The sequence below is a fragment of the Paenibacillus ottowii genome (assembly GCF_050516475.1).
Lineage (GTDB): Bacteria > Bacillota > Bacilli > Paenibacillales > Paenibacillaceae > Paenibacillus > Paenibacillus ottowii.
This window is the reverse complement of sequence record NZ_CP191577.1, coordinates 5,126,822-5,140,519: the sequence shown is the minus strand read 5'-3', so window position 1 is coordinate 5,140,519 and position 13,698 is coordinate 5,126,822. Positions and strand designations below refer to the sequence as shown.

The 13,698-nt window shown below is 47.5% G+C and carries 9 protein-coding genes; 3 read left to right on the top strand and 6 right to left on the bottom strand.

Features of this window, described 5'->3' with window-relative positions; translation table 11 throughout:
• Window positions 1-295: 295 nt before the first annotated feature.
• From ACQQ6X_RS23870 to ACQQ6X_RS23860, 3 genes are read right to left on the bottom strand one after another with little or no spacing between them, the layout of a single operon-like run.
• On the bottom strand, window positions 296-1,150 hold the full coding sequence (locus tag ACQQ6X_RS23870; RefSeq protein WP_013368987.1) for a carbohydrate ABC transporter permease: 855 nt from the start codon (window positions 1,148-1,150) through the stop codon (window positions 296-298).
• Window positions 1,151-1,168: 18 nt separating this feature from the next.
• Window positions 1,169-2,053: a carbohydrate ABC transporter permease gene (locus tag ACQQ6X_RS23865; protein WP_305167340.1), complete on the bottom strand. Its 885-nt coding sequence runs from the start codon at window positions 2,051-2,053 to the stop codon at window positions 1,169-1,171.
• A 36-nt stretch (window positions 2,054-2,089) separates the two neighbouring features.
• Window positions 2,090-3,343, bottom strand: a complete 1,254-nt coding sequence (locus tag ACQQ6X_RS23860; protein WP_305167339.1) for an extracellular solute-binding protein — start codon at window positions 3,341-3,343, stop codon at window positions 2,090-2,092.
• A gap of 600 nt (window positions 3,344-3,943) precedes the next feature.
• Between ACQQ6X_RS23860 and ACQQ6X_RS23855 the strand changes: the two genes are divergently transcribed.
• The 3 genes from ACQQ6X_RS23855 to ACQQ6X_RS23845 all read left to right on the top strand — a co-directional run bounded on the left by ACQQ6X_RS23855 (window position 3,944) and on the right by ACQQ6X_RS23845 (window position 10,743).
• Window positions 3,944-6,118, top strand: a complete 2,175-nt coding sequence (locus tag ACQQ6X_RS23855) for a glycoside hydrolase family 3 N-terminal domain-containing protein (protein ID WP_305167372.1) — start codon at window positions 3,944-3,946, stop codon at window positions 6,116-6,118.
• Between the two features lie 13 nt (window positions 6,119-6,131).
• Complete coding sequence (locus ACQQ6X_RS23850) at window positions 6,132-9,572, top strand: GH36-type glycosyl hydrolase domain-containing protein (protein WP_305167371.1); 3,441 nt, start codon at window positions 6,132-6,134, stop codon at window positions 9,570-9,572.
• A 166-nt stretch (window positions 9,573-9,738) separates the two neighbouring features.
• Complete coding sequence (locus ACQQ6X_RS23845) at window positions 9,739-10,743, top strand: LacI family DNA-binding transcriptional regulator (RefSeq protein ID WP_305167338.1); 1,005 nt, start codon at window positions 9,739-9,741, stop codon at window positions 10,741-10,743.
• Between the two features lie 92 nt (window positions 10,744-10,835).
• Here ACQQ6X_RS23845 and ACQQ6X_RS23840 read toward each other — a convergent pair whose 3' ends face one another.
• The 3 genes from ACQQ6X_RS23840 to ACQQ6X_RS23830 form a co-directional block, all read right to left on the bottom strand.
• A complete protein-coding gene (locus ACQQ6X_RS23840; protein WP_305167337.1) occupies window positions 10,836-11,513 on the bottom strand; it encodes a hypothetical protein in 678 nt (225 codons plus the stop codon).
• 87 nt (window positions 11,514-11,600) lie between these two features.
• Window positions 11,601-12,818, bottom strand: a complete 1,218-nt coding sequence (locus ACQQ6X_RS23835; protein WP_305167336.1) for a stalk domain-containing protein — start codon at window positions 12,816-12,818, stop codon at window positions 11,601-11,603.
• Window positions 12,819-13,168: 350 nt separating this feature from the next.
• Complete coding sequence (locus tag ACQQ6X_RS23830) at window positions 13,169-13,663, bottom strand: CcdC protein domain-containing protein (RefSeq protein WP_305167335.1); 495 nt, start codon at window positions 13,661-13,663, stop codon at window positions 13,169-13,171.
• Window positions 13,664-13,698: the final 35 nt, after the last annotated feature.

Here is a 13,698-nt window from a genome sequence, read left to right as displayed (position 1 = left end):
ATAATAAAAGTATAATTTTCTTTATTAAAAAAGCTGGTCGTTGTTAATGTAATGCAAACCTTAATGACTCTGAAGGTCGGAACTTTTATTCACCTACGTAACACGCAATCTGAATTCTAAATCTTCGTTCTCCCGTTCTTATATATAAAGAATGATGCGACCTTTTAGGGAATGAATGTTAACTAGCAGGCCTTTTAATTGTTCTATAAAACAAGAACACAAAAAAAACGGAAGACCTCTTTGGATTAAACTTTGAGGTCCTCCGTTTTTTGCGTTCATTAATCAAACTATAACCCTACTTAATACCCGAAATCGTATAATTCTCGATAATATACTTTTGAAAAATAATGAAGATGATCATGATCGGAACGACCATAAAGGTCGAGCCTGCCATTTGCAGGGCAAATTGGCTTTCGTTCTGTCCCTTAAGCAGGGACAAACCTACGGACAAGGTGTACAGCTTTTCATCGTTCGCAATAATGAGCGGCCATAAGAAGCTGTTCCATCCGCCGATAAAGGTCAGGATAGCCTGCACTGCGATAATTGGCGTCGAAATGGGCAGCACGATTTGTAAAAAAGTGCGGAACTCCCCTGCTCCATCCAGACGCGTCGCCTCCAGCAATTCTTCCGGGATATCGGACATAAACTGCCGGAAGAGAAAGATTGCAAACGCGCCTACCAATCCAGGAAGGACAATCCCCAGCATAGAATTGGTCAACCCCATCTGGTTTAGAATCAAATAGACGGGAATCATCGTCACTTGGCCTGGAATCATCATGGTTGCCAGTACCAGATAGAACAGGAAACCCTTGCCCTTAAACTGGAATTTGGCAAAACCATAACCTGCCATGGCGTTAAGGAATAATCCGAAGAAGGAAGCTAGAACAATGATTAGCGTATTCGTCAGATAGGTTCCAAACGCCATGCTATCGAATAGAATTTTAAAATTATCCAGAGTAAAATGCTCCGGCCAGATGGTTGGAGGGATTTTGGTTACCTCCCCCTCTGTCTTAAAGGAGGATAAAATCATCCACGCAAAAGGCAGCACCATCAACAGACCTCCCACAGTCAGGAGAATCGCCACGAACCATTGAAATGTTTTTTCACCACTGCGCGTATTGGCGCGGGCTTGCTGAACAGCTGTTTTCACGTTCATCACCTCTCTCTATCAGGACTCCGCTTTATTTTGCAAACGGGACTGGATCAGCGTTACCGCGATGATCGCAAAGAACAGAATGAACGATCCCGCCGCGGCATACCCGAATTTACTAAATTGGAAGCCGTTATTGTAAATGAACAAGGATGCCGTCAGCGTGCCGTCCAGCGGTTTCCCTTTGGTCATGACAAAAGGTTCCTCGAAAAATTGCAGCCAGCCGATCATCGTCGTGATGGACACGAAGAAAATAGCGTAACGAAGCTGCGGAAGCGTAATATAACGAATTTGCTGCCATGTATTGGCCCCGTCAAGCTGGGCCGCTTCATAATAAGAGCCGGGAATTCCCTTAATAGCCGCAATAAAGATGATCATGTTTAAGCCGATACCCCGCCAAACCGCTAACACAATCAGCGAAATTTTCGCTACTGTTGGATCGGTCAGCCATGGGACGGGACCCAAGTTCATTAGACCAAGTACGTAATTGAATAATCCAAGCGTCGGGTTATACAGATAGCTCCAAACTACTGCGACCGCAACCACGTTGGTTACGGACGGCAGATAGAACACGACGCGGAATACTTTGAAAGCACGTGATTTACCCATGTTAATCAGGATCGCGATGCTGAGCGAAAATATAAGCACTAGCGGAACACCGATGATGACGAAAAATAGCGTATTCCCAATGGACTTCAAAAAGGAAGGGTCCAAAAGCACATTCGTGTAATTTTCCAAACCTATAAAGCGAATGCTATCAAAATTAACGAGTCCAGACAGATCCATATCCGTGAAGCTGATCACAAGCGCCAGTAATATCGGCAATAGCGAAAACAGCGTTAGCAGGATGATGGAGGGACCGATAAACAAGTATGGCGCAAGTTTCTGCGAGCTTCCTTTCATGCCTTCACTCCCTTTGACAATGACAGATATGGATCATTATTTTTTCATAATACTTGCAGCCTGCTGATTAAAATCATCCATTTCCTTCTGTACATCGGCATGACCGCGGTAAATACGCTCGAAGCTCTTGATGAATTGTTGAGAAACCTCTTCCCATGCAGCCAGTTGCGGCAATGCTGCGGAATGATCCAGCTGTTTGCGAATCGTCAGAAGCATCGGATCACTCTTCAGCTTGGTATCTTCCCATGATTTGGTGGTCGCAGGCAAGTTACTGGATAGATCCATCCATTTTAGCTGTGTTTCTGGTTTGCTCATGTAAGCCAGGAATTTAGCTGACTCCTCTGGATGCTTGCTGAATTTCATAATGGAAAGGTTGGCTCCACCCAAAACGGACAGGTTGTTTACTTTGCCAGGAAGCTCAGCTATATTCCACTTACCTTCCAGTTCTGGTGCCTTGCTCTTGATTTCTTTAATCATGAAAGGACCGCTGATAAACATTGGAACGATCCCCTCGCCTTGCAAACCTTGAACGGAGTCAATTCCAATATCCACTGCATTAGATCCATTTTGGAAAAAGCTATTCACATACTTCACAGCATCTACAAACGGTGGTTGGTTGAACAGCGGATTGCCCTGCTCGTCAACCAGTTTGGAGCCGTTCTGGAGCGCAAACATAAAGCCCATAGATTGCTCCTTAGCACTAAAGGAGATACCATACTTGCCTTTACCCCGAGCCGCCAGCTTTTGCGCAGCATCGGAAAGTTCTTCCCACGTTTTTGGTGCTTCATTGTATCCCACTTGTTTCAATAGGTCGGAACGATAGAATAAAACTCGCGTTTCAGTGTACCAAGGTACGGCGACCGGTTTACCTTCAAATTGAGCCGTACTCACAGCGCCCTTGAAGAAATTTTTCGCTTCAAGCTCAGGGTACTTGCTGATGTAAGGCGTGATATCTGTTAATGCACCCGCAGATGCTAATTCCGGCACCCATGACGTACCTAACTGAACAACATCCGGGCCGGATTTTGAGGCAACCGCTGTGAGCAATTTGTCGTGAGCGTTATCCCACGGCAACGCCTGTACATCAACGTGAATATCCGGATTTTCCTTTTCAAAATCTTTTACGATTTCAGGCAGCAGCTTCCCTTCCGCTCCCATGCCCCATAAGGTGATGGTGGTCTTGCCATTCGCATCTTTGCCGGATGAATCATCCTTGGATGAACAGCCTGCCAGCGCGCCTCCCAGTAATAAGGTGCTTGCCAAAATGATCCCCAACGTTCTTTTCATCATACGAATTCCTCCCGAGATGATCAGTTTACTGATCATGCAATATGATAACGGATTCCAATGCTAGAGTTTTGCAGAAAATCAATAGCAACTTCCCATAAATAATATATAGATCGAAATGGTCTATTTCGTCTATATATTGCGCTTTGGAGCGTTTAAAATCAAATTTCGCAAAATCCTTGTACACGTAAAAACATAGCATTTAAAGCATACGGTTGTAACAATTATGTTTAAAACCTAAGGACCATACCCATCAATAGAAACGTTTCGATAGTCATTATAGAACAAATTGAAACCGCATTCAATAGGGGTATTATATTTTATTTTTCCTGAATCGCGTCTTTCTTCCATTCATTTCATCTTTATTACGCTATTTATCCTATATAAAAACTCCCGTATTAGATTTGACTCTCCTTTTGAAAGCGTATATAATCCAACTGAGTTCGACAATAGAAACGTTTCGATTAATGATAAAACAGAAGATTATGCTTCTATACTAGCTATTAGCCTGTTCAGCACTTTTTTGAATCAACTTTATCCAAAAAACTCATGAATCTGGAAAAGAGAGCTGTCGACCAATAACACAGCTTATGGAGGATTATGATGGAACAACACCTGAATTCCTTTCTACAAAACATGACGCTTGAAGAAAAAGTCGACCAACTGCTACAGCTTGTGGGTGGCTTTTTCGAAAAAGCAGGCACGGAGGGCCAAATTACCGGGCCTATGGCTTCTCTCGGCATCACAGAACAAACGGTCCACAATGTTGGTTCTGTGCTCGGTCTTGCAGGAGCCCAGGAAGCGATCCGTGTTCAGCAGGCTCATTTGAGTAAAAACCGCCTAGGTATTCCACTTTTAATTATGGCAGATATTGTACACGGCTTCAAAACGATTTTCCCGATCCCGCTGGCCATTGGCTGTTCATGGGATATGGAGCTTGCAGAGGAGAGCGCCACCATTGCTGCCCGGGAAGCAGCTGTATCCGGTGTTCACGTCACATTCGCTCCTATGGTCGATCTGGTACGTGACCCACGCTGGGGCCGTGTGATGGAATCTACTGGAGAAGACCCGTATCTCAACAGTCAATTTGCCCGTGCGTTTGTACGCGGATTTCAGGGTAAGGATCTAACGAATGATACCGAGCGGGTAGCCGCATGCGTGAAGCACTTTGCTGCCTATGGAGCTGGTGAAGGCGGGCGGGATTACAATACCGTAGATGTATCCGCATGGCAGCTGCGAGAGTATTATCTTCCCTCCTACAAAGCTGCTTTGGATGAAGGCTGCGAAATGGTGATGACGTCCTTCAATACCGTAGAAGGCGTGGCCGCAACGGGCAATAAGCGTCTGATGCGAGATCTGCTTCGTGATGAATGGGGTTTTGACGGTGTACTCATTTCAGATTGGGCCGCGATCAAAGAGCTTATTCCTCACGGCATCGCCGAGGATGAACGGGAGGCTGCCAAAAAAGCACTGCTGGCAGGCGTAGATATTGAAATGATGACCTCCTGCTATAATGGACACCTGCCTGAACTGGTTCGCAGCGGAGAGCTGGATGAGGCGCTCGTTGATGAAGCAGTGATGCGTATATTGAAGCTTAAGCAAAAGCTAGGCTTGTTCGAACATCCGCTGCGCGGCGCAGACCCTGAGCGTGAGCGTGAAGTTGTGTTCTGCGAAGCCCATCGTGCGGTTGCTAAAGAACTAGCCATTAAATCATGCGTGCTCCTCAAAAATGATTCTGTGCTTCCATTGAATCGCAATCAACATATCGCGTTGATCGGACCTTTTGCAGAAAGCGGCGATATCTTGGGCTCCTGGTCGTGGAGCGGTTCACAAGAGGAAGCCATCCGTGTTGTTGACGGCTTCCAATCCAAAATATCCTCCTCGCTGCTCACGGTTGCGACAGGATGCTCTGTAGACGACATAACTGAGGAGCAATATGCCGAAGCTCTGCATGCTGCCAATCAAGCAGAAGTCATCGTATTGGCGCTTGGTGAGCGCTCGGATATGAGTGGTGAAGCAGGCAGCCGTTCGAATATTCGCCTGCCGCAGGCGCAATTAGAATTGGTGAAGCGCCTGAAGACACTGAACAAGCCCATGGTAGCCGTACTGTTTAATGGTCGTCCATTGGATCTGCACGGCGTCATTGAAGAAGCAGACGCTGTACTGGAAGCCTGGTTCCCTGGTGGCGAAGGCGGCGCGGCGATTGCCGATTTGTTATACGGCGATGCTGAACCTACGGGGCGTCTGACGATGTCTTTCCCGCAATCGGTCGGACAGGTGCCTGTGTATTATAATCATTTTAATACAGGACGTCCGCAGTTAGATCCGAACACAACAGAACGCTACGTGTCCCAGTATCTAGATCTACCGAACGAACCTTTATTCCCGTTCGGCTATGGCCTGAGCTACACCGATGTAGCCTATGACAGCGTACAGCTTTCCGGCGATATCCTTATTCCCGGTCAAGAACTGACCGTTAGAGTACAGGTAACGAATACAGGAGCACGTCCAGTCGAGGAAACGGTTCAGCTCTATGTCCGTGATATCAGCGGGGATACGGTTCGACCAATGAAAGAACTGAAAGATTTCTGCAAAGTCCTGCTTGCCCCGGGCGAAAGCCGGGAAGTGGAATTTACAGTGACCGAGCCTCAGCTGCGCTACCATCATGCAGATTTGAGCTTTGACAGTGACAGCGGTGAATTCGCCGTCTTTACAGGACCTAACAGCCGGGATACTACTGAAGGCCGTTTTCGGTTAGTAAAAGAAACAGGAAAGTGAGGCGTTCCCTTTGATGAATACAAGTCTGGATCAAAATATTTTGCTGCGGGCCGGAGACCTGTCCTTTACCTTCTTAAGCAGCGGTGATGTGTATAAGATCGCCCATGGCTCAACGATGATCAACCAACTGTTGACCAATTCAGTCGATGGTTCCCTGAACAATCTGTACTTGAGACTGTATCGTCCTTCCGGTATAAGCATTACTCCCCTGCTTGGAATCCGTTCGCCCGGCGTAATCCGACAAACGGATCAGCAGATTATTTGGGAAGGTTTCACTGCGGGTGTAGGCTATCAGGTGACCTTCACACTCAGCCGCCTGGGAGTGTGGTTCTGGGATGTAACCCTACAGGGAGATGACGTTGAAGCAGATATTGTGTACGGTCAGGATATTGGCATTGCCGATACCGCTGCTGTACGCAGTAATGAAGCTTATTTGTCTCAATATATTGACCATACTGTCTATCATGATGAACAAAGAGGCTATACCGTTTGTTCCCGTCAGAATCAGCCGCAAAGTCAGGCATTTCCTTACATTCAACAAGGATCGTTAACACGCACTGTCGGATACTCGACAGATGGATTTCAGTTCTTTGGACTTTCTTACAAGGAAACGAATGAGCCGGAAGCACTCCGCCGCGATTCGCTCGCCAATGAAGTGTACCAATACGAATTTGCTTATACAGCGCTGCAATCTGAGCGGGTAAAACTCGCCGGGGAAGCTCGCTTTACATTTTACGGTCTGTTCCAGCCAAACCATCCGGCTGCAGTGACGAAGCTGGAGTATCAGGAGTTGGTGACCAAAGCACGTGAAGAAGTAGCAGTCGTGCTAGCGGACGCTTCCGCGAACATCATCCCAGCGCACATCGCAAGTGACTTCCAGGCAGAGCGCGTAGCTCCAGCGCAAACCATCGGTGAGCCACTGCGCACACTGGATTTGACCGCTGCCGAAGTGGAGCAGCTTTTCCCAAAACGCCATGAAGAAGAACGGGATGGCGATGAACTCCTTTCCTTTTTTACGGATAGCTATGAGCATATCGTACTCAAATCCAAAGAGCTTCGTGTAGAGCGTCCTCACGGGCATATTTTAATGGGCGGGCATTACTCTGGAGGTAAGGAAGAAACCATTACAACAACCTCCTATATGTACGGGGTATTCAATTCCCAGCTCGTGATCGGCAATACGAATTTCAACAAAATGATCACCAACGTACGTAATGCGCTCAATATTCCCAAGACATCCGGTCAACGTATCTACGTCGGCATTCAAGGAAAATACCACCTACTCACCATGCCTTCCCTGTTTGAGATTGGCTTTAATTATGTGCGCTGGTATTACAAAACGGCTGACGATACATTCATTATTACAAACCATACGAATGCCGATCGCCCGGAAGTGCGGCTTCACATGCGTTCGGCAAGCGGCAAAGCTTACCCATTCCTGATCACTCAGCAAATGTCTATGCATGTGAACGAATATGAGCTTCCATTTCATATGGAACGCGAAGGTGACGACCTGCTCTTTAGAGCTGATTCCGCTTCCCTAAGCGCCGAGGCTTATCCGGATCTTTTGTACCGGATGCATGTAGCAGGCGCTCCATTACAGCAGGTGAGCGACGCTCACGCACTGCTGCAGGCCAAGGCTTCACCTGATGCATCCTTGGTCGTGCTGGAACTGGGTGAGAGCAGCGAATGGACCTGCACGGTACAGGCTTGGCTGCATGGCCGTTCGTCCGGCAAGGACCAAGCGCGCAAGGAGCCTCACGCCTCCTTTGAGGAGGAGCGCGAGCGCTACCGGGAATATTTTGCCGAGCTTATGAATGGCTTCCATCTGACACTTGGTCAAGAGGAAACGAGCGAGCTATTCCGTGTGAACGCCGTGGCCTGGTGGTACACCCACAATATGCTCGTCCACTACTCTGTACCTCACGGTCTGGAGCAATACGGCGGAGCAGCTTGGGGAACACGCGATGTATGTCAGGGACCTGTAGAATATTTTTCGGCGGTGCAAAAGTTTGATGAGGTTCGTTCCATTTTGCTAACTGTATTCAGCCATCAGTATGAAGACAGCGGAAACTGGCCGCAATGGTTTATGTTTGACAACTATACTCACGTGCAGCAAGAAGAAAGCCATGGGGATATTATCGTTTGGCCGCTCAAAGTATTGGGCGATTATTTGACCGCGACCCGTGATTACAGTATTCTGGAAGAAAATGTGCCTTACACCCATCGGCATACTTTCGATTATACCAAGCAGACTGCTACCCTCATGGAACATGCCCTGAAGGAAATCGAATATATTCGGGAGAATTTCCTGCATGACACGTACCTTTCGGCATACGGTGACGGCGATTGGGACGACACCCTCCAGCCAGCCAATGCGCAGCTGAAGCAATACATGGCGAGCAGTTGGACAGTCGCACTCACCTACCAAGTGGTTCGTAACTTTGCTGCTGCGTTGGAGCAAGCTCCAGCCGACGTAGTAAGCGGAGCTGATAAGATCGCACAAGATCTACATCAGATGGCGAACGGCATCCGTAAAGACTTCAATCGCTACATGCTAGAGAGCGGAATTATCCCAGGCTTCGTATATATGGAAGAGCCTGGTCAACCTAAGCTCATGCTCCATCCGTCCGACGCCGAGACGGGAATTCACTACCGCTTGCTACCGATGACACGCAGCATGATTAGCCAGTTGCTCACGCCTGAGCAAGCATTGGCTCATGAGCAGCTCATCCGCGAGCAGTTTCTCTGCCCGGATGGTGTGCGTCTGATGAACCGTCCTGCACAATATGACGGTGGTGTGAGTTCGCACTTCAAGCGCGCAGAACAAGCGGCCAACTTCGGACGTGAAGTCGGATTGCAATATGTACATGCCCATATCCGCTTTGTGGAAGCGATGGCCAAGTTAGGACGCAAGGATGACGCTTGGCACAGCCTGAAGCTCATCAATCCGGTCGGCATTCGTGCGACTGTACCGAATGCCGATTGGCGCCAAAGCAATGCCTATTTCAGCAGCTCGGATGGTAAATTTAAAACCCGCTATGAAGCACAGGAGCGGTTTGGTGAACTACGGGAAGGAGCCGTACCCGTCAAGGGTGGCTGGAGAATTTATTCCAGCGGTCCGGGAATCTACATGAATCAGCTCATTTCTAATGTTCTCGGTATTCGTCAGTCAGGCGAGGACCTGATTCTGGACCCTGTGTTGCCGGACGATCTCGACGGATTGGAATTTAGATTTTCCTTTGCAGGAAAACCCGTCATTTTTGTTTACCGCATGCTGCAAGAGCATACGATCGGTGAACAAGGCCGTACAGTGTTGAACGGAGTCCCTCTGGAAAGCGAGCCAGCTGATGATAATCGCTACCGCTCCGGTGCCTTGCGTATCAAACGTGAGACCTTCGAGCAGGCATTAGCAAACCATGACGGTCTGCACCGTCTGGAGATTATTTTATAAAACTGAATGATATCGTAAGCAAAATCAGGTATAGCAACAAAGGAATGGCGATCTTACGGGATCGCCCTTTGCTGCTTGCATGTAGAACTACGACATTTGGAATAGATATGTGGTTAATAATGCATATACAATAGCACATATAAGACGGACACAAGGAGGTGACGCTGTGGTCAGCATTAAAGATATCGCCAAACAGGCGGGCGTTTCCATATCTACTGTTTCATACGCTTTGAACGGTAGCGATAAGGTAACAGAGGAGACTTGCGCACGTATTTTGGCCATTGCCAAGGAGCTTAATTATGTGCCAAATGCCGCCGCACGCAATCTCAAGAAAAGGCAAACCAAAATTATTGGCGTTTTTCTCACAGATTTCCGCGGAGACGTTTATGGAGACTTACTGTTCGGTATCAAGGAAATTTTAAACCGCAAGGGCTATGACCTCATTGTATGCAGCGGCAAGCAATCACATCGAATGCTGCCAGAACGTATGATTGATGGAGCTATCGTACTGGATCAGACGTTTGATAGTCAGGAGCTGCTGAACTACGCCGAGCGCGGACATAAAATTGTCGTATTGGATCGCGAATTGAATCATCCTAATATTAACCAGGTGCTACTGGATAACAAAGCAGGTGCCGCGCTCGCAGTAGAGCATCTCTTGGAATTGGGACACCGCAAGCTATATGTTGTGACCGGACCGGAAGGCTCTTATGATTCATGGCAGCGGATGCAAGCGGTCAAGCAGACCATTGAGCGCAGCGGTGTCGCCGAGATGGTCGAAATTGGTGGCAATTTTGAAAAATCCGGCGGTGAGCAGGCGGCTGAGATCATTTTACAGCAGCAGGCTGACCCGGATTCGGAGCCTGTAGCCGTATTTTGCCTCAATGATGAAATGGCTGTAGGCTTTTACAATCGAATGGCTCAGTCAGAGCTTACCATTGGCAAGGATGTTCATATCGTCGGCTTTGATAATATTGAGCTGGCGCAATATATTCAGCCACGGCTGACAACGATTGACTATTCCAAGCGCAAATGGGGCGCTGTAGCCGCCGAACAAGTTCTCAAAATCATTGCCGGGGAAGACGTGGAGCATGAACGGTTGTACGTTACGCTTGTTCAAAGAGATTCGGCAGGCGCAGCATCCATCTTCCAAGACCAACAGAATCCCTGATGAACAGCACAAAGGTACCCCACCCACCAACTCATAAAAAAGAACTTCCACTGTCCCAAAAATGGGTTGGAAGTTCTTTTGGCTGTACTTATTTAACCTAACAAAACCTCAATTAAATTCACCAACGACTTTAAAGGATTTGCAATCGTTCGCCCTGTCTCCAGCTCCACCTGTAACGCAGCGTCGACCATAGATAACTGGGCTACAGCCAGCCCTCTGCTTGGATCAGCTTTCCTCAGTTCATGCAATGAACGAACGAGCACTTCCTCATACTCATCTTTGCGTCCCTGCATAATCAGTTCAAAGGCGTTCTCCACCACCTTGACCTCTATCAAAGAAGAGAGGTTCGGCTTGCCTAACAGAGTGGCCGTATGATAAAGACGCTTCATCGTCCCCTCTACGGTAGCTGGATTCGTGAAGACCAAGGTGCGTGGCAGCAAATCATCGCACATCTCATGAAAAAAGGGCTCATCCAGTGCAACTATTGGTATAGACATGGTCCCTTGAACCTTCTCCGCCAAAGCGATATAATTCGTGCACGTTATCAAAATAACGTCTAGATCGCTTTGAGACATCCAGCTCAGTTGCTCCTCTACCTTGCGTCTGGCATCATCTGCAGAAAAATGCGGGTCCGACGAGACCCGGCGCATAAGTCCCGGTTCCACAAAATGTACCAGCTCCACCTCATAAGAAGCAAAAGCTCGTTCCACATAAGCTATATTCGAGTGATGCGCATGCAGGCAGCCCACGCGTTGCTTCAAGTCTTCCACCGTCCAACCCCCTGATGTGTTTGCACCATTTTAACAGGAAGCGGACGGTCTGGACAGTGCCAATCAGATCGCACCATAAGCCTATCTCTAAAATTTACCGTTCGTATTTTTCCACTCTGTTTTAGCTGGAATCTCCTGAACCACATCCCAATGCTCGGCGACTTTGCCGTTCTCCACACGGAACAAATCATAGACAGCGGCTGAGGTTCCCTTAGGAGATTTCAATTCACTAACTACCAGCACGAAGTTGCCTTCTCCAAGAACCATATGCACCTGATCATATCCAAAAGACGCTCCCTGACCCGCTGCGGTTAATGCCTGCTTCAGACTGGATACACCGTCACCAAAAAGAGGATTATGCTGAATATACTGATCCCCATGATAATAGCTTTCCAAAGCTGCACGATTTTTGCCAACCAGCACGTCATCCACAAACTTGCGGATCAGCGTTTTGTTCGTCTCCGTTTGGTTAAGATCTGTGATTTGTGTTGTTCCGTCAATCATGGTGTGTCCGCTTGGATTGTTTGGAGCCGAGTCCTGCATGTTGTCCCAATGCTCAACAATTTTACCATTGCTATCGAAGCGGAAGATATCAAAACCAATGCTCGTTTTCCCTGCAATGGACTTTTTATAATGCACAGCTACATTATTGCCGTCCTGAATAACCCGCTGGATTTCAACCAGCACGTTGGCTCCCTTCGATTGGCTAATCGCTTGCAACAAGGCATCTCTCCCGCTAGCCATGCTCGGATTATGCTGAATGTACTGATCTTTGCTAATCCAAGCCTCGGCTGCTTTTGTATCACCCGTTTCAAAGCTCTTCAGAATCTCTACAACCTTATCCTTATTACTCACCCCGATTTGCAGGGTTTGGCTCGCCGGGTCCCACATCACTTGCTTGCCCCATGCTTCTTTGACAACATCGACTGGCACATAGGTTACCCCTTGCTTGGTCAAGATGGGAGAGGTGGACAGCGGTACCTTAATCCCGTTGATCTGCGCTTCCGGATTGCCTGACACCAGAACAACGGTCGCCTGGTCATATCGAATGGTGGTACTTTGGCGCGCTGTATTGAACGTAACGTGCTTGGCGTCCAGCGGAATTCCTAAACTGGAGGCCAACTGTCTCAAAGGAATTAAAACCTGCTTATTTCTCACGATAGGCGCTATGTTGTAAGCCTCCTTCTTGCCGTCTACCCAAACTTGAATACCCGTAGCAGGTTTTACATCGGCTGCTAAAGCCGGTACAGCAGAAGTCAGAACAAGCAAGCCAGCAAGTGCAGCAGTAACCGTATGTTTTTTCATGAATGTAAACCCCTCTCAACCTGTAAAATAATGTGGAACATAGTCTCTTTTTATGTAACTAATATAGTTGCAGTTAACCGCGGAAGTATGAACTCTTCCCCACCTACCTAACTTTAAACCCCATTTCAATCATTTGAAACCCTAATAAACCCTTCTTTGAATTTTTATACTTATGACCGTTGCCACGCAAGCACAAACCTTCGAATAAAGGATATGGAAAGCCATAACAATGTATGATCATCTTCACCATTTTATTTAAATAGCATGTACTTTTAAAGTTAGTCCTGCAAAAAAGCGGCTCCTATCGCAAGCGAATGAGCGCTTGGGAATAGTAAGCCGCTGTAACCTCATTAATATTGTGATACAGATAACGTCCTCCGAAACTTGATGAAGCTCCCAATCCGCCAGATCGAGATATATACGAGCGCCATCGTAATGGCTAGCATGCTAATTTCGCTTGTACCCAAACTACTGAGATACTGGGTCAAAACGACGCGAATCAAAATAATGGCGATAATAATGTATTTGAAATATTGGTTCGGCTTGGGATAAATAAGACCGTCATCCCGTCTTTCATACGCCGTATGCAGTAGAATAACGTAGCCAAACAGAACCCCTAGCAGCCCGGCGACCAGCAGCTCCCAAAAGGCAGGAAGCGCATGCGTCTGACCAGGAATATGCATCAATTGATATATGGATACCATCATAACCGGAAATGCGATAAACAAAGGGAGCAGAATCCGTATTCCATTTCCTTTTACCGGGCCCCTTCGTCTCTTGGTTCTCAACCAGATCATCAGCCCCACCAGAACCGCCATCAAGGCATATATGAATATCGTCGTCATGGTCAAATTCCTTTCTGTTATATAATCACTTATCT

Excerpts from the sequence above, each read along its gene's own strand:
- ACQQ6X_RS23865 (WP_305167340.1), bottom strand. The coding sequence starts at position 2,053 with ATGAAAGGAAGCTCGCAGAAACTTGCGCCATACTTGTTTATCGGTCCC.
- ACQQ6X_RS23860 (WP_305167339.1), bottom strand. The coding sequence starts at position 3,343 with ATGATGAAAAGAACGTTGGGGATCATTTTGGCAAGCACCTTATTACTG.
- ACQQ6X_RS23855 (WP_305167372.1), top strand. The coding sequence starts at position 3,944 with ATGGAACAACACCTGAATTCCTTTCTACAAAACATGACGCTTGAAGAA.
- ACQQ6X_RS23850 (WP_305167371.1), top strand. The coding sequence starts at position 6,132 with ATGAATACAAGTCTGGATCAAAATATTTTGCTGCGGGCCGGAGACCTG.
- ACQQ6X_RS23835 (WP_305167336.1), bottom strand. The coding sequence starts at position 12,818 with ATGAAAAAACATACGGTTACTGCTGCACTTGCTGGCTTGCTTGTTCTG.
- ACQQ6X_RS23830 (WP_305167335.1), bottom strand. The coding sequence starts at position 13,663 with ATGACGACGATATTCATATATGCCTTGATGGCGGTTCTGGTGGGGCTG.